This window comes from Mediterraneibacter gnavus ATCC 29149, assembly GCF_008121495.1.
Taxonomy (GTDB): Bacteria; Bacillota; Clostridia; order Lachnospirales; family Lachnospiraceae; genus Mediterraneibacter; species Mediterraneibacter gnavus.
Genome location: NZ_CP043051.1, coordinates 1341976 through 1363501, shown reverse-complemented (window position 1 = coordinate 1363501; position 21526 = coordinate 1341976). Strand labels below are relative to the sequence as shown.

General features: G+C 35.2%; 14 protein-coding genes. All 14 read right to left on the bottom strand.

The window, feature by feature from the left end:
• Positions 1–12: 12 nt before the first annotated feature.
• The 14 genes from FXV78_RS06590 to FXV78_RS06525 all read right to left on the bottom strand — a co-directional run bounded on the left by FXV78_RS06590 (position 13) and on the right by FXV78_RS06525 (position 21493).
• Complete coding sequence (locus FXV78_RS06590; protein WP_004842819.1) at positions 13–1572, bottom strand: CDP-glycerol glycerophosphotransferase family protein; 1560 nt, start codon at positions 1570–1572, stop codon at positions 13–15.
• A 12-nt stretch (positions 1573–1584) separates the two neighbouring features.
• Positions 1585–3108 (bottom strand): lipopolysaccharide biosynthesis protein, encoded by a 1524-nt coding sequence (locus FXV78_RS06585; RefSeq protein WP_004842820.1) that lies wholly within the window; start codon positions 3106–3108, stop codon positions 1585–1587.
• 244 nt (positions 3109–3352) lie between these two features.
• A complete protein-coding gene (locus FXV78_RS06580) occupies positions 3353–4525 on the bottom strand; it encodes an O-antigen ligase family protein (RefSeq protein ID WP_004842821.1) in 1173 nt (390 codons plus the stop codon).
• Positions 4522–5616, bottom strand: coding sequence for a glycosyltransferase family 4 protein (locus FXV78_RS06575; protein ID WP_004842822.1), 1095 nt, complete (start codon positions 5614–5616; stop codon positions 4522–4524). Before FXV78_RS06575 ends, FXV78_RS06580 begins: the two co-directional genes overlap by 4 nt.
• A gap of 9 nt (positions 5617–5625) precedes the next feature.
• Positions 5626–6696: a GNAT family N-acetyltransferase gene (locus FXV78_RS06570; protein ID WP_004842823.1), complete on the bottom strand. Its 1071-nt coding sequence runs from the start codon at positions 6694–6696 to the stop codon at positions 5626–5628.
• Positions 6686–7846: a glycosyltransferase gene (locus FXV78_RS06565; protein ID WP_004842824.1), complete on the bottom strand. Its 1161-nt coding sequence runs from the start codon at positions 7844–7846 to the stop codon at positions 6686–6688. Before FXV78_RS06565 ends, FXV78_RS06570 begins: the two co-directional genes overlap by 11 nt.
• A gap of 13 nt (positions 7847–7859) precedes the next feature.
• A complete protein-coding gene (locus tag FXV78_RS06560; protein ID WP_004842825.1) occupies positions 7860–8606 on the bottom strand; it encodes a polysaccharide deacetylase family protein in 747 nt (248 codons plus the stop codon).
• A complete protein-coding gene (locus FXV78_RS06555; protein WP_004842826.1) occupies positions 8606–9730 on the bottom strand; it encodes a glycosyltransferase in 1125 nt (374 codons plus the stop codon). The genes FXV78_RS06560 and FXV78_RS06555 overlap by 1 nt, the downstream gene beginning before the upstream one ends.
• Positions 9727–10536 (bottom strand): glycosyltransferase family 2 protein, encoded by an 810-nt coding sequence (locus FXV78_RS06550; RefSeq protein ID WP_004842827.1) that lies wholly within the window; start codon positions 10534–10536, stop codon positions 9727–9729. The genes FXV78_RS06555 and FXV78_RS06550 overlap by 4 nt, the downstream gene beginning before the upstream one ends.
• 32 nt (positions 10537–10568) lie before the next feature.
• Positions 10569–11759 (bottom strand): glycosyltransferase family 4 protein, encoded by a 1191-nt coding sequence (locus FXV78_RS06545; RefSeq protein WP_004842828.1) that lies wholly within the window; start codon positions 11757–11759, stop codon positions 10569–10571.
• Positions 11760–11762: 3 nt separating this feature from the next.
• Entirely contained in the window at positions 11763–13829 is a 2067-nt protein-coding gene (locus FXV78_RS18445) for a sugar transferase (protein ID WP_004842829.1), read from the bottom strand.
• A gap of 56 nt (positions 13830–13885) precedes the next feature.
• Positions 13886–15958 carry a polysaccharide biosynthesis protein gene (locus tag FXV78_RS06535; RefSeq protein ID WP_004842830.1) on the bottom strand — a complete coding sequence of 691 codons (2073 nt, stop codon included), beginning with the start codon at positions 15956–15958 and terminating at the stop codon, positions 13886–13888.
• A gap of 347 nt (positions 15959–16305) precedes the next feature.
• Positions 16306–19080: a P-loop NTPase family protein gene (locus FXV78_RS06530; protein WP_004842832.1), complete on the bottom strand. Its 2775-nt coding sequence runs from the start codon at positions 19078–19080 to the stop codon at positions 16306–16308.
• 1087 nt (positions 19081–20167) lie between these two features.
• Complete coding sequence (locus FXV78_RS06525; RefSeq protein WP_004842833.1) at positions 20168–21493, bottom strand: IS1380-like element ISRgn3 family transposase; 1326 nt, start codon at positions 21491–21493, stop codon at positions 20168–20170.
• Between the last annotated feature and the right edge of the window lie 33 nt (positions 21494–21526).

Genomic DNA, 21526 nt, shown 5'->3' with positions numbered 1-21526 from the left:
CTCTCTTTCTTTTTATAAATAATTAGGCCACTCTTCTCGTTGAGCCTTTACTGCTATAGGTACATGTGTTGTCTTTGAATAAATATGACCAATATCTGTTGCACCCCATAATCTTTTTTGTTCCCTTTTCATATAATATAAATGCTTTTTTGTATTAACTAAAGCACTAAATAAGTAGATAATCCGTTCTTTTATAGTAAGTTTACTATTTGGATATAATATCAAATAATTAATTTTATCAAAGCAGGTAATATTACTGAATCTTTTATTACTACGCTTAGGTATAAATACAAATCGGAAGTTTTTATTTTTTATTTTTTCAGCCATCTTTAAAAGCATTTCATCTGTAGTTAAAAAATCAATAATATATAAATCTACAGGCATTCTTCCTATTGCTTGCTCCGGAAAATTCATTAACAACTGTATAGCTTCTTCTGTGGATTTCAAAGAATCAAATGGACAAAATTGTTTCTTAAATTCTGTATAAATAGTACTCTCTTCCGTTTTTATATATTGCTTTAATTCTTCATATGTAAATGCAATTGGAAATGGCAATTGATTTGCAACCTCACTATACATTCCCCTACTTTTATAATATTGTTCTTGATCATATTGGTATAAAATAATTTTTTGATCTGAATTTGCAAAATCAAAAAACACACTAGAATAGTCCGTAATCAATATATCCATACCATTTAGGAATTCATACACTTCTATATTATCTGGCATATTTAAACAATATTTAAATTTAGCTCCTTCTTTTTGCATGGCAGGATGAAATTTCACAAATACTTTATACGTTTCACCCAGTTCTTTTGCCAGTCTCTCCATTTCACTAACTTGATCTACATCATCAATACCATTGGCAGTTCCTCTCCAAGTTGGCATATAAAAAATAGAAATTTTTCCTTCCAATCCATATCTTTTCTTAATTGATTGTCTTTTATTTTGATCAAAAAATATGGAATTTCTTGGATATCCTTGCTCCTTTATTTGCCCATGCATAATTCCTCTAACCATATAATCATTTTCATAAACATTTCTAGTTAGTTTGTTCGGTGCAAGCAAATAATCACATAGTAAAAAATTTCTTTGAGCATTATTGCATTCAAATGGATCATTTTGTATATTTCTTCCTAAACATTTTAACGGCGTCCCATGCCATGTATTCAAATAAACTTGTTCTGTTTTTTTTATGAAATTCATATTAAAAGATACATTATTAACTAAATACTTACAATGTGATAAAACTCTTCTATATTCGTCTGAATGTATTTTAATAACTTTTACTCTGTTATCATATAATTTAATATTGTTAAGATATTCTTTTAATTTTTCTGGACACTGGTGTGAAATATATAAATCATACTTTTTATATTTATTATTCAAAAAAATTTCTTTAAAGATGTAATATGGATTTCCTTGAAAATTTAAACCACCAAATGATTCAAATAGAATTGATTGCTCCCATACTACTTGATCTTTAAAATAATTGCCATATTCCCAATATCTACTCTTAAAATCTTGTTTGATCCCATTTAATCTGCTATTTATACTTTTCACTATATTCATAATAGTTCCTCTTTACCTTATTCTAATCTTAGCAAAAATTTCTTTTATAAAATTTCTCTCAAAATGGTTCATTGTTACTAAATATATATATATAATATAGCATAATGAAAAGCATATTACTTTCATAAAAAAGCTTACCCAATTATAATCCGTAATATAATAATTAAATACAATTCCCACCAACAAAATCGGAATAGTCTTTATACATTGTCCACCTATGCTTTTCCAATATTGTTTTATATTTAAACCGATCTTTGACTTATAATACCAATTCAAAATCATTCCGCTTGTCAAAAATGTTGTAATTCCTGTACATGCTGCACATCCTAAAGGTCCATATTTTATTCCTGCAGGTATACTCATGCAAACATTCAAAATTGCACATATAAGATACAATATTGCTCTAAATTGGTGCTTGTTCATTGCTTGCATAATTAATACACCTATACTTTGCATATTAGGTATTGCCGCTGGAATAATTAGAACTAAAACTATTGCATACGCTATACTATAATCTTTTCCAGCCCACAAAGCGATAAACTCTCTCCCAAACAATATAAACCCACTAATTAACAACATTACAAAATAGCACTGAATACGCCCAATTTTAATAAGCATATTTGTCATTTCTTGCATGCTCTCACCTTTTACAATTTTTGATGTCACCCTTGGAAAGAATACACTTGAAATTGTCCCTGGCACTTGCTGAATATATGTATTTAACAAATATGCAACTGAATAAACTGCAACTGCCTCTTCTCCAGAAATAATTCCAAGTATCACATTATCTGTATTATTATTTAATTGACTTACTATAGATCCCAAAAAAACAAAAAAAGAATAGCTAAGAACTTCTTTTAAAATATCAAAATTCATTTCTTTTCGTTTTAGATTTATATTAATATGTAATACTTTTTTTACATAAATTACATTTGCTAAATTAAGAAATTGCTGCAACACTAATGTTACTATTGATAAAGCAATCGCTTTATATCCCCAAAGAAGCAACGGGATCATTACTACGGGTTTCAATATTGTATAAATTAAATTTGTAATCTTAATAAAAGAAAATCTTTCATAAGAAGTAATAATCGAACTATATGGTGTCATGGTAAAGGTTAATGCAAGATTTACAACCATAATAATAATAATAATACGAAGTTGTTTATATCCTTCACTTCCTGTACTTACAGTGTAAAATTGATCACAAAAAAGGCATAGTACTCCCCCTATAATCACTATAATAATTGCTAATAGAGAATAAATATACAAAAACAATCCATAAACAGACTCTGCTTTCTTTTCATTTCCTTCTGCCCTGTATTTTGATGAATATCTTATAACTGCATTGCCAAATCCAAATTCTGTTAGACCTAAATAGCTAACTGCGGCTTGTCCCATATTATACAACCCATATTGCTGTGTGCCCAATGAACGAAGTAAAAATGGTGTATAAGTAATAGATACTATTATTCCAGCAAACATCGTTATATATGAAAGAATAATTCCCCATTGCAAATTTTTTTTATTTTCCATCTATATCTCCTTAACAATAAAGTATTTTTCATATCCTAAATGTAAAACATAATTTCTCAACCATAAATAAGTAAATTCAAAAATCATACAAAATTATATTGTTAATTTCATCAATAAGTTAAGATCTTTGCCTTCTTTACTCATTAAAACAACTATTTATACTTTATCTATTAATATTTCATAAATCAAATGACAACATTTCACGAAATAACAGAAGCAACCTCACCTTTCCTGTGATTTCAATCTATATATCAATATCATTATCATATTCATAAAGCCACATAAGTAACCCCCAAAATACAAAGCCTTCCGTACTGCCTAATGATGTCATTGCTGAACCACCAATAAAACATATCAGCATATTAATACATATCCAAATAACAATAAAAACTGTAATATGTTTTGTTTTTCTATATACCTTGATACCGTTACAGATAATAACTACATAATGTAACAAAACAATAACCAATCCAATTATCCCAATTTCAATAATAGTAGACAAATATGAGTTATGAAATGCAAATCCATAATCTCCATATCCCGGAATATTACCTAAATATTTTATCGAATTTAATTCCTGATTTACTCCATATCCCCATCCAAATAATGGTTTTTTCATCCATAGAGAAATTCCAGCTTCCCAAATTGCTCCTCTGCTACTCCCCTCTTCAATTAAGCGCTGAAATCCTGGCAATTGATACAATAAATTCATGATAGATGGTATATTGATACTCGCAAATAGAACAATCGGTAATATCACAAGATATTTTATCTTGCTTTGGAATATCAAAATAAAAAATACTGCAATATTTAACAAAATACACAATGTGTATGTTCTTGAACCAGATGCAATTGCCGTATATACTGACATTATTGCCGTTATACTATATAAAACCTTCCTATTAAAAGTTTTTTCGATTTTTAAATAATAAACAGAAAAAACAAATGCAATATTAGACCATAACCCCAATGAATTAGCATTCCCTGTTATTCCTGTTGCCCGAACTGAATTTCCTATAACGGTTGCAAAAAAATTAGCAATCTCATAAATGACAAACATCTTCCCCAAATACCAGGGAATATTTATAAGCGTATTATTGTATCGCTGACGTTTATAAAACATATAAAAAAAACATGTCATAATTAAATAAGAAATTACTCTTCCAAGTGAATATTTGATATTGATACTATATACTGAAGCAATTAAAAACATGGCTGCAACAGCTGGCCATAATGCACCTTTGGGATATGCTATTTTCCCCATTTCTTTTGAAATAAAAGCTAAAAGAATAATTGGATATACCCACCTCAATAAATGCGCATAGGGAAGGTTAAATGTAGAATCCAATGAGATAAAAATTAGTACAAGAAAAATATAATGGAATTTGTAAGCAATCCCTTTTTTCCCAGTTATCATTCTTGCACCCCCTGTAAAATTTTTATCCAACGTTCTCTATAAACTTTATGATTCCATCTTTCATTAATACTAAAGTCTTTTTCGTTTGAGCTATTATTTAACCAATATTCTAATTTTTGTTCTAACTGTTGGATATTTCCTGATTCAAACACATCTCCATTTGTATTTTTTTGAATCAAATCGTCAACTGCTCCTACTTTATCACTTGCAATAACAGGTGTATAACATGCTAGCGCTTCATTTACAACTAGTCCCCATTGTTCAAATTTTGATGGAAGGACAAATACATCTGCTAAACAATAGTACTCTGCTAATTCTGGCATTAATTTATAATCTTGAAAATACACATTTTCTATATGGCATTCTTTACATTGTTTTTCCAATTTAGATTTAAGCGTTCCTTTTCCAATTAATAAACAACATACATCACTATATTTCTGACTGATTCTACTAACTGCAGATAATAACAACGAGATATTTTTAACATCTTCAAATCTTCCTATATACAGAACTACCCTCTTATCCTTAAATCCATGTTTTTCTTTATAAAATTTTTTATCATGCTGTCTAGCAATTGATAAAAATTGATCCAAATCTACTGTCATTGGCAAAATATATATATTATTTCTTCTCATTCCATAATATTCAAACAATTTCTTTTGTCGTGTACCGCCTGAAAATCCATAAGCATATTTGCCATGAAATATATATTTTAAATAAATATTTTTTATTGTTCTTTTTATATAATTATCTGGTATATGCAGTTGTGTGTCGGTTTCTATTGCATATGGAATTTTCTTACACTTTGCATATTGTATCAAAAAAAATCTAATAGCATCTGAATATCCATTAATCTCAATAAAGTCATACTTTTTATGTAAAAGTATTGATATCAATTGTTTCAATTTGCACATTATACTACCGGATAAAACCTTTGCATTAAATGGCAATTTATCATTTGTTCGATGCCCACTAATGCTTTCAGTACAATATACATAATCACACGAAATAGCTTCACACTTTTCGTAGACATTTCTTATGCGCGCTATATTATAAGATGTAACTTCTACAAATAAAATTAGTACGTTCATTTTTTCCCCTTATTTGCTATGCTGCTTATAAAATTTATATAAAAACTCATTATTATAAACTAAATTTCTTATAAATTTTCTTCCTTTTTGATAACTTGTATATTTCATTTTTTTCCACCATGATGAAAAAACAATCACCTCATAATTACTTGAAACATTACAATCCCATTGTTTTTTGTAATCATATGCACCACGCATCATATCAACTACAACAACATTTTTTTTATATGCTCGTTCTATAAGACAATATCTGACATAGTGACCTAATTGGAATTTTCCAATTTTCTTAAATGCAGTCAACCAAATATAATCATTACCACTAAACTCAAAGAAAATCAAAAAAGATACCCTATTTCCCTCATACTTTAATGTACTAATGTTTAGTAATCCTGCTTGATTTAACGTTTTTACAATAGGCCTTGCCCACTCCAATGTAGACACTCCTATTCTATCACTCTGTCTATCATCATAAATATCAGCAATATCATTCCATAAATCATCATTATACATTTCTATCTGAAATTCTATATCAGCTTTTAAACAAGGCTTTATGGCTTTTTTCCGAAGACTGCTGCTGATAGCTTTAAGGTATCCTTCAAAATTTTGATATTCTTCTAAATTAAGATTAGCTGTATCAACCTGTTTTCTCACTAGGGAATGAGGAATATCTTCGATAATTTCTCTAATAATCCCTAACTGATCACCTTTTTCCGGCAAACATTTTAAAACTATATCTAAACTTCTTTTCTTTGCCAAGTCACAAACATGCTTAAAAAACAATTGAATTATTTCTCTTTTTCTTTCCGCACATATAAAAGCTCCATAGTCAAAATGTTTGTCGCCTATAAATTCAATAGATTTGTTTTTTATCACTAATGGCGCAAATCCAAACACATCTTTTCCTTCAAAAGCCTCCAAAATTAACAATTCACATTCTCTATTCTCTACTAAATACCACCAGTTATAATTCCAATCCCACGTTTGAAATGGAGACTTTACTTTCATATTATTAATAATTGTACCCCAATTTTCTTTTAAATCACAAAATTTTTCCTCTTGATCTATTACTCTAATTTCCATGAATATTCCTCATCACATGTGTATAAATATGTTTTAACCTTCTTGCAGAATCTGACCATGTATAGTGATCTTCAATAGTTCTTCTAGCATTTTCCGATATAATAGAATAATTATTTCCTTCTAACAATAACATCATCTTATCATAAATCTCATGATGACTCCTTCCATGAACTAAATATCCATTAACACTATCTTTTATAATTTCATCTATTCCATTGTCATAGCAACCTATAGTTGGCACCCCGCTTGCCATTGCTTCCAAGTAGACACATCCCAAGGCTTCATACCACGATGGCAAACAAAATAAAAATGCGTTTCTCATTAATTCCGCGACTTTTTCATAGGACACATATCCCAAAAAATCAACCGATTCTATAATGCCCAATTTTTTTGTTAATTCTTTTAATTCTTTCTCTAGTGGACCTCTTCCTGCAATCTTTAATCGAATATCCACGATTCCTGCTTTCTTTAATTCCGCAAAAGCTTTTATTGTATCATCATGACCTTTTAATGCTATTAAGTTTCCTGTAGCAAGAATGTATTTCTCTTCGCTTTTTTTATCTGTTGGATAGAATTTATCTATGTCTACACCATTATAAACTACTTTCCCCTTTTCCCGAATATCAATACGTTTTTGTATACAATCCAACACCTTTTGGCTTACACCTATCACTGCCTCCGCCTGTTTATATACTTTCTTGCAAACTTCTACAATTCTTTGACAATTTGGCGCATCTTTATAACTCTCATCAAAAAAAACATCTAAACCATGTCCATGAACTATAAAAGGAATACCATATTTGTTTGATAACCTTAACGCTGCATCACCTGCTGGCAATGGTGCATCAGCATGGATTATATCATATTTTCTAAAATTAATTCCTGAAAGCAATAATGATACATACAATGATCTTCCAATTTGTTCATATCTTTTCACACCAGGAAATTTGAAAAAACGAATATATTGGATTTCAACACCTTCATAATTCCACGTTCTTTTTTTATATTCCTTATCATAAATTGTCATTGGTACTACTACATCCACATCTACTCCTATTTGTTTCAATGCTTTCACCTGTTCATGACAAAAAATACCTTTCTGCGGATAATCCGGAGTTGGATACATTCCTGAAATATATAATACTTTCATACACTCATATTAATCATTCAATATCATATTGTTTGATTCTTTCTCCTTTTAAATTTGCTATTTTAAGTCTTAATTTTTGGATTGGTCCCTTCCAATTCATTTTGCCTTGAAGCTTCTTTTCAAAAATATCCAAAGAATCTTCATTTGATATTCCTATTCTTGGCAGTAATTTATTTCTTAAGTTCTTTTCTCCAGCATGTCCATAAAAAGATGCAAAGACAAATTTATAGTTCCCATTTTTCTTTAATAGTTTTATGCTCTTTTTATCATATTTCCCATATGGCATGCAAAAGCTATTTACATATACATTTAATCTTGTTTCTAATAATTCTTCACTTTTTCTTATTTGTCTTTTCATAGATGCATCATCTAAAGTACGTATATCTACATGATCATGCGTATGTGCCGCTACAGAAAACTGCCCTGTCTCACATAATCCTTTTAACATTTTCCAAGTCATAAAATGAGGATTCTGCTCTTCTATGTATTTAGTCGGAAGAAATATATTCCCTTTAATGTTATATTTCTGCATAATTGGCACTGCATTTTTATATACCGACTGAAATCCATCATCAAATGTAACTAGAACAGCTTTTTCCGGTAAAAATTTTTCCATATCTTCAAACAATATTGTTTGATATCCATGTTCTTTTAAATATTTCATTTGATTTTCAAAATGCTCTTTTTCTACCTTTTGATAACTATATCCTTTGCCATTTTCTACAATATCATGATAATAAATAATAATTAATTTCTTCATCAATTTCCTCTTAACTCAAAAATTTCACGATACCCTGTCTTCATTTTTGATTGTTCCACTTTATATTTCGCTAACTCTACAGCATGGTCTACCATTTCGTTTTTATCCTCAATACTCATACTCAGATATTCTGTCAAGGCTCTTGAAAAAGCTTCTTGGGTTCTCGATACAACATATCCAGCGTTCCAGGATTCCACTAAACTCCATGGTGTTCTATCACTGATAATTGGGATGCAGCCTACTGATAATGCTTCAAATACTACATGTCCATAATTTTCACTTTTGGTTGGAAGGACAAGAATATCCTGAGTAGACAGCACACTCTGTACTTCTTCTGAAGGCACATCCCCTTTATATGTCCATGATATTTCTATTTGTTTTAATTTTTCCTCACAAGTATTCCAATATTCTTTCTCTTGAATCGGTCCAAAAATCGAAAATTCTATATTGTATCCTTGAATCTGTAAGAGCGCATCTATAAGGATGTCTAATCCCTTATGTTCACAAATTCTTGAAAGAAAACAAATTTTTATTGTCTTTTCCCATTTTTTTGTTCTTCCAGGCACCTGAGTTCTTGGGAGATCCTCTGCTACAATATATTTACTTTTCTCTCCCATTACTCTTTTTACATCTTCTGCTTCTAACTCTGATGTTACAGACCACGTAGTCTGATTGAATAAATGCAACATCTTACATCCCGCAATAAACACATTCTTTTTTAATGATTTTTGGGCTAAGGCTTCCTTTGAGAAAACTCCCATAGATGCGATTACTACAGGGCTTTGGATTTTTTTCTCTTTTTTTAATAATAGTGTTTTATATCCATATTCTGCATAAAAACTCGTCAAATATATAATATCTTTATCTTCCGCCAGATTAAGAAGCAATTTTTTAGTAAAACCACCTGGTTGAACATACCATACCTTTGCTTTTCCAACTTTATTCCAAGTATCTCGTTCAATATCGGTATAAGGTTGCGTCTCTCCTTGATCCCGGTCAAAACATGCGATATAAAACTCATATTCATCACCTAATGCGTCAGTTAAATTAATTAATGTCCTTAGCGGTCCTCCATCTTTATATCCTGGTAAATACCTTCCCGCCAAAATTAGTATTTTTCTCATTTTGACTCCCTTGTATGTTCAATCTCATATAATTTCGCATCTACTATAAATCGATACCAATATGCTTGAAGATAAATGTATATCTTCCCTTCTTTTCCATCCAAAAATCCCAATTGTCCATAATAACGATACCAATAGTAAACTCTTGCTCTCAAAAACATGGGTAATTTATAATAAAACCCTCGTTTCTTTTTCTGTATTACATTTCCACCAGTATCCTCTCGTTGTGTTTCATACATCTTCAATTCCAATTGACTATACCAGATATGTTTATTGAGCCATGCATCCAATCCCTTATAATCATAATGGATTAAATCTCCTGATAATTTTTCTACCTTTCCATCAACCAGAATATGCTCATCCATCAATTTATTCTCTACACGGCCTTTTCCATATCGAAACATTCGCAGAAAATATGGTTTATGTGTCCCACCATGTCGAATCCATCTTCCCATAAAATAAACTCTCCAACGCATTTCATACCCATCTATTCCTTCGGAATGTTTCACTTGTTGTTCTATTTCCTCTGCAAGTTCATGAGATATCCTTTCATCTGCATCTAAACGAAACACCCATTCTGTTTGAATATTACAATGATCTAATGCCCAATTAAATTGATTTGCATGTCCACACCATTCATGATAGTAAGTTTCTGTCCCCAGTTTTTTTGCGATATCAACTGTATTATCATCACTTCCTGAATCTACTATAATAATGCGATCCGCAATTTGCTTTGCTGACTTTATGCTTGCTTTTATATTTTTTTCTTCATTTTTTGTTAATATAATTACAGTGATGTTCGCCATTCCTACTCCCCTTACTTTTTTTAGTCTTTCATTTATCTCAAATACTCTTCCATCTCATCCATAAGCATTTTCTTTTCAAAATTGTCCAAATAGTATCCTCTGGATTTCTTTGCCATCTCTTGTAAATCTTTTTCCTTCATTTTTTCAATAATCTGACACAATCCATCCACATCTCCAATCTCACTGCAAAGACCACACTCTGCTTCTTCTACAACACGCTTTGTCTCTCCAGATGCAGATGCAATAATCGGCATTCCACATGCCATATAAGATTGTAATTTTGCTGGAATTGTTTTCGTGAATAATTCATTATCCATAAAAGAAACAAAAGCTGCATCACAGCAAGCTAAGAACTCTGGTATTTTTTCCTGTGGCTGTCTGTCAATCATTATAAACTTATCTTGTACATCTAACCGATTTATTTCTGCCAAAAAGTTTTCTTTGTTTCTTCCATCACCTACAATTACAAATTTCACATTTTCTAATTTCTGTGCTGCTTTTGGAAGTATTTCCAAACCTTGTGCCTGCCCGATATTTCCAGTAAAAATGATTTTGAACATCTCATCATCTGGAATTTCAGGAGTATATTTCTTTTCTACCGGACAGTAGAATTCTTCTGCGTATTGTGGCCAATAACTCACTTTATTTTTATCCCTGCAGCGCTTTTGTATCTCTTTTACAAAACTTGGAGAAGTCGCAAAAATATGATCACAATGCTCATATATATAATCCACCATTTTTCCGATTGGCTTCAGCACGAGCGGACTATGAATTCCTGTTACAATCTCTACATTTTCTGGCCAAAGATCCTGCACATAAAGATAATGAGGAATTTTATGCTTTTTAGCATACCACACACCTATCAATGCTTGCGTCATAGGTGATACTTCAAATGTAAATACATAATCTGCCTTGATTTCTGTCAGGCACTTCCAAATATAACCTGAAATTACAAATGACAGATAATTGCAGGCAAGACCAATCGAGTTATTTCCTCTCGCAGTCAACGGAATTCGTACAATTTTTACGCCATTCCATTCCTCCGTTCTTTTATGCGCCAAATCATATCCTTCATAATATTTTCCTTGTGGATAATTTGGAATTCCTGTCAGTACCGTTACTTGATATCCTCTTTTTACCCATTCTGAACAAATATCATTGATTCGAAATGGTTCTGGATAAAAATACTGACTTACTACTAAGATGTGCTTTTTCTTAGACATTTTCTATTCCTCCAGATGGGTACCTTCTGTTAAAACAATTGATTTTCTCAGACTGTTCACCCTATAGTTTTCCTTATATTCACTCATACTCATCTCATAGGAAGAATCTCCAAATGCCTTTGTTGTTAATTCTCCAATTTTGCCTGGAACTTTTTCCAATACCTTTACAAACAAATCCACAAAAGGAATCATAATGATTCTATGTCCTTTTACTTCTGCGATCATCTGTACCATATCAGAAGTATTTGTATACTCTCCATTTTGTGGGAAGAAAACACCTGTCTCTTCATTGTCAATCATCAATTTCACAAACTGACATAAGTTATCAATGTGTAACATCGATCTTTGGTTCTTTACAATTGGAAATACAGGTAGCCTAGATGCTAATTTTGCTAACTGTGGATAATTCCCCTTTGACCCTTTTCCATAAATCATTGGTGGGCGTAATACTACCACCTTAAAACCATCTGTTACCATTTCTTGTAATTTTTTATCTGCCTGCAATTTGCTATCACCATAAAAGTTCAATGGTTTTGGTTCTGTTGAAGATGTAATAATGCGTTCTTTACATCCAGAATACACAATCATGGAAGACATAAATATAAATTGTTTCACATTTGATCTTTTTGCTTTCTCCGCTACTTCTAAAGTAAGTTCTGTATTTACTTTATAGTAAAGTTCTTTTTGTTCTTCTGTTATTGCACCTACATCTGCATGAGCAATACCTGCCACATGGAAAATCACGTCATACTCAGAAAAATCCTTATCTCTCCATGAATTATTCAACATATCTAATGTATCTACTTCGTATTGATCACGATCTTTTAATAACCACTGCTCCACCGATTCACCTATATAGCTTCCTTTTCCTGTGATCAGTATCTTTTTTTTACAATTCTCTTGCTTGATTATATCTAATTCTATATCCTGCTCTTCCGAATTATCCTTCACAAAATAGTCTGACATTTTTACTCTGCGTTTTACATTTATAAATATAGTTGCAAAAATTTCAGAAACTCCAAAAAAAATTACAACACGTTTTAATATAGACTTTTTCTTGTCTATTTCTTTTGATTCCTTTTGAAATTTGATTGCCTTTACAAGAAAAACTAATATTCCTGTTGCAATTGCGCTCGCAACTCCTATCACTATCGCTCCAATTTTTATCTGTTCATTCATTTTCTCCGGAGAAACACTTCTATCTGTTTCCATACCAGCTTTACTCATTTCTCCAGTTCCGCCTTCTACTACTCCATCCGAGTTCAATACTGACCCTATTGTTCCAAGAAAACACTTTATATCCATCCAAATTCCAAGTTTTTCCACATACTCTCCGTCCAGCTTGGCCTTTACCGGAATTTCCAGTTCATCTCTTCCGTTGATCTGTGCCCAGCCTGTCAGTCCCGGTTTTACATCATTTGCATTGTATTTCTCACGTTCTGCAATCAGCACATCCTGATTCCAAAGAGCAGGACGAGGACCGATGACAGACATATTTCCAATAAAAATATCCCAAATCTGTGGCAGTTCATCCAAACTGTGTTTTCTCAAAAACTTTCCAACTCTTGTAATATACTGATCCGGATCTCCCAACATATGCGTAGGTACGTCATGTGGAGTACTCATCTTCATACTGCGAAACTTATGTATCTTGAAGAATTCCTTATTCTGACCAACTCTCTTCTGTGTAAAAAGTACCGGTCCTGGATCATCAATTTTAATCGCAATTGCGATTGCTGCATAAACAGGAGACAACAGTACTAAACCACCAAAAGAGAGCACAATATCTATGGCTCTCTTAACGTATCTATCGTAAATTCCCTTACTTTTTTTAGTCTCTCCGACAGCTTCTAAGTGTCCTCTGACTCCATCTGCATTTTCTTCATCATTTTCATCTTCCACAAAAATGACTTTCTTTCCCTCCAAAGGATTCTTCTGTTCCACTTCTTTTTCAAAAACAGAATCTCCTTTTTTCTTTTTTGCAATAATATTTAATCCTATAAAAGCTGTCCCTGTTCCGATTACTGCAATTTTAATAATGTTTCCAATCTTTTTCTTATCGATTGACATATATGCTTACTCCCGTTTACTTCTTCAATTAACTATTCCCTGTTCCTACTATGCTGTTACGCCAACTTCTGCTGAGCTTCACTTTCTTCCCCCAGCAGTCTCTCATACACTTCACCTTTTTTCTCACTTCCATGTTCTCCCGCCGGGTGATAAGTCGTTACAACTTCCGCCACTTTTTCACGGATATCCTCTGCATTTGTATATGCCATATCCATCAGCGTTTGAAGCTCCTTCAAAAACGTTTCGACTTCAAAAGGAATCGGACATCCGATATGGATCAATTCATTTCTTGTTTTCTTCAGCCCTTCCTCTGCCATCAACTTCTCTTCATAAAGCTTCTCTCCCTGTCTCAAACCTGTATATTCCACTTTGATATCAATATCAGGCTTCATACCGGACAGCTTGATCAGGTTTCTTGCCAGTGTATCGATCTTCACCGGACTTCCCATATCCAGCACAAAAATCTCACCGCCGTGGGCATACGTTCCTGCCTGCAGCACCAGACTGACAGCCTCCGGAATCGTCATAAAGTAACGGATAATATCCGGATGTGTAACCGTAACCGGGCCGCCTGCTTCGATCTGCTTTTTAAACAGCGGGATTACAGAGCCATTGCTTCCAAGTACATTTCCAAAACGAACAGCTACAAATTCTGTCTTAAGATTTTTCGGAATCCCCTGTTTTATCATTGACCCGTCTTCATCATCTGCATGCGCATACAGAATCGGCAGCTTTTCCGGTGTACCTTCTTTGATCATGCGGTCAAAAGACTGAATGATCATCTCACACAGCCGCTTACTTGCTCCCATGATATTTGTCGGATTAACCGCCTTATCTGTACTGATCAATACGAATCTCTGACAGCCGTTCATCATGGCTGCGTATGCAGTCTTGTAAGTTCCGATCGCATTATTTTTGATGGATTCGCACGGACTGTCCTCCATCAACGGCACATGCTTATGCGCTGCCGCATGGTACACAACATCCGGTTTATATGTTTCAAACACCGCATTGATCCTTCTGGAATCCCGGATAGAACCGACCAGGACAACCAGATCCAGTTTTGGATACTTTTTCTTCAGCTCCTGCTGAATATCATATGCATTGTTCTCGTAGATATCAAAAACAATGAGCTGCTTCGGATTATATGATGCAATCTGACGGCAGAGCCCGGAACCGATACTTCCGCCCCCTCCTGTCACCATCACTTTCTTCCCATTGATAAACTCGTGGATTTCTTCCATATTGACCTTGATCGGATCACGTCCAAGCAGTTCCTCTACAGCAACATCCCGCAGAGCACTTACTTTTATCTCTCCGGTAAGGAACTGATAAACTCCCGGAAGATTCTTCAGCTCACATCCGGTCTCTTTACAAATATTTAAAATATCGCGCTTCTCCTGTGCCGTAGCACTCGGAATCGCCAGAACGATCTTGTCAATCTTATAGCGCTCGACACAGGACATAATGTCATCCCGTCCTCCAACGATCTGAACACCTTCAATGTATCTGCCCCATTTATTCGGATTGTCGTCAATGATACAACAGACAATATCCTTCAGTTCCTTTGCCGTCTTGATATCACGCAGAATGATCCTGCCGGCCTTTCCGCCTCCGATCAGAAGCACCTTTTTTGCCTTGGCACGCTCTTCTGTCGTTCTGCGCTTGTCCCGTTCCAGCAGGACAAACCGATATGCAAACCGCACTGCCAGTGTCAGTCCGAACTGAACCAGGATTCCAAAGAAATAGTACGATATCGGCATTCTTCCAAAGAAAATGCTCATCCCTGTGCAATGGAATATAAAACTGATGCCTGTTGCAAACACCATTCGTATCAGCTCATTATAGCTTGCAAATCTCCAGATACTGTTGTACAGATGCATACGCCAGAATACAAGCAATGAAAAAATCACATAGATTCCGATAAATTTGACATAGCTGCCCAGATATTCTTTCGGTATCAAAGAATATCTGCAGTCAAACCGGAACCACAGCGCCAGAAAAAATGCAAGAATAATCGCAATCGCATCATAACCTGCCAGCGCCATGGATACGACCTGCCAGTGTTCGATTCTTTTCTTTCTAAACTGAACCGAATCACTTTTCGTTTGATTCAAATTTTTACTCACAAAATCTCCTCCCGTTTCTCTCCATTCTCAACTTTTTCGAATATTTTTCCTTCCCCAAACCCGTAATCTTTATTAAATTTTTATAAAGATACGCTATCGATTTCATTTTATTACAATTTCCGCCATTTTTCAACAGTGCTCGACGTTTTGTACAATAATTTCTCGCTTTTAAGTAACCCTATGCTATATGTAGTACATTTGCATTTGTTTTCTGTAAAAAAATTGTAATAGCACTTTCGTATGATTTCTCTTTCCTGACTATTTTCTTTAAGATTTCCCGATTGTCTCCTCGCTTTTTGTATAAAATCGCAAAAAAAGTGGAAGAAATCGCTCTCTTCCACTTTTCTCTAAATATTAAAATCTTTTTCTGTCAGAATAATTCTGTCTGCATCATCTGTATTCTTTCCAAGAACTCGCTTCACAAGCTTCTTGGCGGATACCTTTTGTGAATGCGACATCGCCTCATCCATAATGTCTTTTACTTCCGCAACTGTCACTGCGTGATCTTCTCTCTGCATCGCATCGATCCGGCTGTACAGTGCCAGGATTCCCATCTCATCGATACGATATCCATTCTCCTGTGCGTAAGTCTGACCAAATGTAACCAGCTCATCATTTACAAAGATCGGCACTTCCAGTCTGCTCGTAAATTTCTTTCTGAATTCTCTGTTTGAGGAAAGTATACGGTCAAGCGGCTTTCTCTGCTCTTCCAGCACGATCAGCATCTCTCCGGTATCTTTTTCCATCGCTTTGTTCAGCTTCGCAACTGTTCTTTCGCTTAATTTTCCTGCTTTTTCAATGATCAGTGCTCCGCCGTACAGCTTAGCAATGATATCACTGATCTTCTTCTTATTCAGTGCTTCTCCAGTGATGATCGCAACTCTTCCCTGACGGATCTTTCTCTGCTTCTGGATCGCCTTGACCACATCAACCGCAAGAACCGTCTTTCCGTTGCCTTTGTTTCCGACGATCAGCAGGTTGCCTGTATTGGATGTACCTCTTCTGTTCGTACAATTGCGGTCCTGCTCCAGAACATCCACCAGCTGCTCGCTCATGCCGCGCACCGGAACAAAGTAGGAGAACAGCTTCTTCTGTTCTTCTGTCAGTCCTGCTCTTTTTGCACCCTGTCCGGACAGATCATAGCGGCTGTGTACCAAAAATCCTGTATCGGAAATCGATAATGCATCTGCAATCTCATCCATCGGAAGTGGTGCAGTCTTTCCTGTCGCGATCAGCTTCGCAGTCTCTTTTCTGCTCAGCGGTGTCGTAGAACTCAGAATATCCGACTCAACAGGCTCTTCATCCGGGATCTCACGATCGTCCGGTTCATCACTCAGCGTCGGCTTGAACTCTTCCTGCAGCCCTGCTGCAATCGATTCGTAATCGTCCTCATAATCATCATCGTAATCCAGTTCTTCTTCGAATTCCTCTTCCAGTTCCTCTGCTGCGTCTTCTGTCAGAAGGTCTTCATAATCTTCTGCACTGTCAACCTCCAGAGTCAGCTCTTCTGATTCCATTCTAAGCTCTTCTGTTGCTGCCTCCTTATTCTCAAGAGGTTCAACAGGAGTACTCGTGTGTACCGGAATCTCCTCACTCTCTTCTTCCGGAATCACACCTTCAATCTCATCGATCATCCTCTGAATATCCGGGGATAAGATCGGGCTCTTTGGCTTGCGCTCGATCTGTTCTATATCCTCTTCGTTCACTTCTGGAACTTCTTCCGGTTCAACACTGCCCTCTGCGGCTTCCCACTCAGCAAGAATATCATCAATATCAAGTATATCGTCAACCGGCTCGTCTATTCTCTCATCCTCTTTGATTTCTGTTTCTTCTAATTTAATAGATTCTTTTTCCATATCTTCCTTCTCAGCCTCTTCTGCTACTTCAGGTTCCTCGATTACTTCCACATCTGCTGCATCTGCCACTTCCGGTTCTGCCAGCTCTTCTAATTCTTTCAGGTCAACTTCCTTAACTTTCGTCTCGATCGTCTCCTCAATAATCTCTTCTACAGGTTCTTCCTCTGTCACTTGATCCAGCAATTCCAGATCTGATAATGACTCAATCTCTTCCAGTGCTTCTGCCAGATCTGAGCAATCATCTTCCCCTGTACTCTCCTCGTCATCACCTTCCACCGGTTCTGCGTCCTCTTCTGCCAATTCTTCGATGTCTTCTTCGTACTCTTCCGCATCCTCTTCTGAAAGTTCCAGCTCTTCCTGCTCCTGCGCTTCTTCTTTTTCTGTATGGAACAAATTCTGAAGCGCCTCGCCAAGCTTCATCGTATCACCCAGCTTCTTCTTCGGCGGCTCCGCTTTTTTCAGCTGCTCTGCCACTTCCTCCTCACTGAGTTCGGCATTCTCCGGCTCTGCGATCTGCTCAGAACGCTCCAGCATATCCTCTGTATAGCGGGCAGCTTCTTCCTGCTCTCTTCTCCGCTTTTCTTCTTCCTCAGCTTTTATTCTGCCCAGATCGATCAGTTTTTCTGCTGCTCTTTCTGAAGATTTTTCTGCTTCTTCCAGCCTTCTGTCATACTTTTCCTGCTGCAGTGGAGTCAATGGCTTGTATCGCATCTTCAGTTCCATGGCCTTGTATACATACTTGCCTTCGCTGAACCACAGAATCAAATCATCACACTCTTCCAGACATTCGGCTGTCATCCCGGCTTCTTCATATCTCTTGGCCAGCTCGTATGCCCACTCTTCGACATACTCTGCTTTTTTGAACTGCTCCAACGCACGGATCTGCTGCTCGATCGGAGCTCTTCGTGCTCTCAACAGGCGGTATCTTAGGATGTACTGATTCGGATCTTTTGGCGCAGCCTGTACGTATTCATCACAATAGTCGATTGCCTCTTCCAGATTTCCAACCTTTATCGCAAGAGTGCACAAGCGATATAATATCTTTCTGCTCCCCTCTGTTCTATGATAGGCAGCTCTCAGAACTCCAAAACTCTTACGGTAATCTCTGATCTTTTCATATATATTGCTGACGTTTAACAGCATATTTACATTTCTGACACGCTTCCAATCAATGCTGTCAGCAATCTCAGCGGCTCTGTTGTATGCACCGTTTTCCATAAGTTTTAGCATCTGTTCTGTCTTCAACTTATATTCATACTTGTCCACTATGCTCACCTCATTATACTTAGTCTGTACCTTACAGGTATCTTTCTCTTCATTGCCTAGTTTGTTCTAGTTTACCATATGACTCCCGTAATGTCAAAAAAATGCACCCTCAATTGACATTGAAGATGCATTTTACATTTTATTCAAATTTTTCATATTCTATTTTATAAATCGAAGGAACTTCTCAATTCTGTTCCTGCAAGACCTCTACCTATGTTAATTGATATAGCAGTCTGTTCACTAAGACTGGCTTATATGAAACCTCCTGTTCTTCAATTTAACAATATCTATAACCTAAATCCGACTCGGTATCGGTATCATCCTATCATGAAAGTCCTCTCTTCAGTTATTCTCTCTATAACCTTTCGGCTGCTGCAGTATCATCTGACGATATTCCAACATCCTATTTGATTATTCTTTCTATAACTGGGGGTGCTTCATATAAAACTGATATTCCTTATCCATGTTTCTTTACACATGTTCGGGAACTTTGGCTACATGTGGTATCTATATTCAATACGTCTGTAGATGTCGAATCTTTTCATTTTCATCCAGCTTTACAATCTCTTCGATTTGATCTTTTCATTCACTTTTACTGGATCTTATCTTTCGTGGTAAAGGTCTCTTTCACAGGAACCTGCATCTACCGTACCACTGACATATTGAAATGTAACTGATGATATACTGTCCATTGGACCTCTGCCTCCTTAGTTCGTTTATTTTTAATCTAACAGAACGACTGCTTACTAAATTAAGAATCGCTCTTTAGTTAAATATCCTTTTGAGATGTGTGTTTGTTGTATCTCTTTTGGATTGACTTAATAATAACACTATCTCTTTTATTTGTCAACACACTTTTTTATATTTTATCGAAATAATTTTTAAATTATTACTTTTTATCAGAATTTTCTGAATATTTATCCTAAATTATTCACGGAACAGTATCTGAAGCGATAACTGTGCCATGAATCTAAAAATTGATCCATGCAGCCATAACATCACTCAATTAACCCGTCAAAAGGGTATAAAATCCCTGTGGCAGAGTTCAGAGTGCAATTGTTAAGCTATCAAGGTTCGTTAATAGTTGCTATTCCAGCTGTACATTCAGCTTACCGATATTTGAAAGTGTCTCATAGAATTCATTCTTATAAGGGCAGCTACTGCACAGCTTGAATGTGATATATCTTGCTGAACGAATTATTTTTGCAGCAATCTTCAGCAGTTTTAAACGGACGGTATCTATGCGTTGTTTTCGCATGTTTGCTGATAACGCCAATCGTCTAAACCAATTAAATATGTTATACGCAAGAGCGTGTACCTGAAGTCTGTTGGCATTTACGATTCTAGCATGGCTACTTACAGAAGCGAAATCAAAACCAGATTTGCTTTCTTTGATGAAGTTTTCCATCCGTCCTCTTTTGCAGTAAAATTTTATGAGATACTCTGGTGAGGAATCCATGTTTGTGACAACAAATGTGTACATGTAAACCATCTGGTTTTCCGGCTTTTCAACCTTGCAAACCACACGCCTTTCATAAGGCCATGGACCTGCTTTGTACATGAATTCACCATAAACTACCGCATAATCAACTTTGTTATTCCTGGTGATTTCATCAAGCTCATCCACAAGATGGGATGCTTTTTCACGGAGAATACCATTCTCCTTCAGCCGGATGACATAGCTTGTGCCATTTTCCTCGCACTGCTTGTAAAGGTCAGGCGTAGCAAAACCGCTGTCACCCCGAAGCAGAATTTGGATTGTTGGATAATCATTCAGATATTCATCAAGTATCAGTTGCAGGAAGTCAACCACTCCAGTGCAGGAATACTGTGTTCCATCACGAAGTTGGATTTTTATCAGATCCCCAGTCATTCCATCATAACAGACAAGTGGATGGTATCCATTGCTCCGATAATGAAAGTTAAAGGCTCTGCCTTCCTGTTTACCGTATGCATCAAGAAGAGTGGAATCCAGATCCAGAATAACAGCCTGTGGCATCTGAATACTGTAAACTCTTTTTCGAAGTATTCTGCCAATCGTAAGGAATTGGTTTAAAGTATCTTCATCCATACGGTTAAAGAATCTTGATACCGTAGGTTGTGATGCTAAAGCATCTTTATTTAGTACTGCTTTAAATACTGGGTCATTTGTAAGTTCATCTGAAGCATCATCTTCAAAATAACCTGCAATAATCATATAGATTATCTGAAGGAGATTCTCCTTGTCAGTGTGATATCTAAATGATGCAGAATCATTAGTCTTAAATGAGCGACTGAAAAGTTTATCAATGTCAAGTTTACTTACGAATTCTTTGATAAGAAGCAGGCCTGCATCGGAGGATAAATCTCCTCCATCAAAATTTATTTTAATCTGTCTATTGCTTTCTAGTGATAAGGTGTTTACAATACTCATGAAGGGCTCCTTTGTTTGTATTATTAATGGCTT

Bases quoted from the DNA above. Each gene is read 5' to 3' on its own strand.
- FXV78_RS06590 (WP_004842819.1), bottom strand. From the start codon at position 1,572: ATGAATATAGTGAAAAGTATAAATAGCAGATTAAATGGGATCAAACAA.
- FXV78_RS06585 (WP_004842820.1), bottom strand. From the start codon at position 3,108: ATGGAAAATAAAAAAAATTTGCAATGGGGAATTATTCTTTCATATATA.
- FXV78_RS06580 (WP_004842821.1), bottom strand. From the start codon at position 4,525: ATGATAACTGGGAAAAAAGGGATTGCTTACAAATTCCATTATATTTTT.
- FXV78_RS06575 (WP_004842822.1), bottom strand. From the start codon at position 5,616: ATGAACGTACTAATTTTATTTGTAGAAGTTACATCTTATAATATAGCG.
- FXV78_RS06570 (WP_004842823.1), bottom strand. From the start codon at position 6,696: ATGGAAATTAGAGTAATAGATCAAGAGGAAAAATTTTGTGATTTAAAA.
- FXV78_RS06565 (WP_004842824.1), bottom strand. From the start codon at position 7,846: ATGAAAGTATTATATATTTCAGGAATGTATCCAACTCCGGATTATCCG.
- FXV78_RS06560 (WP_004842825.1), bottom strand. From the start codon at position 8,606: ATGAAGAAATTAATTATTATTTATTATCATGATATTGTAGAAAATGGC.
- FXV78_RS06555 (WP_004842826.1), bottom strand. From the start codon at position 9,730: ATGAGAAAAATACTAATTTTGGCGGGAAGGTATTTACCAGGATATAAA.
- FXV78_RS06550 (WP_004842827.1), bottom strand. From the start codon at position 10,536: ATGGCGAACATCACTGTAATTATATTAACAAAAAATGAAGAAAAAAAT.
- FXV78_RS06545 (WP_004842828.1), bottom strand. From the start codon at position 11,759: ATGTCTAAGAAAAAGCACATCTTAGTAGTAAGTCAGTATTTTTATCCA.
- FXV78_RS18445 (WP_004842829.1), bottom strand. From the start codon at position 13,829: ATGTCAATCGATAAGAAAAAGATTGGAAACATTATTAAAATTGCAGTA.
- FXV78_RS06525 (WP_004842833.1), bottom strand. From the start codon at position 21,493: ATGAGTATTGTAAACACCTTATCACTAGAAAGCAATAGACAGATTAAA.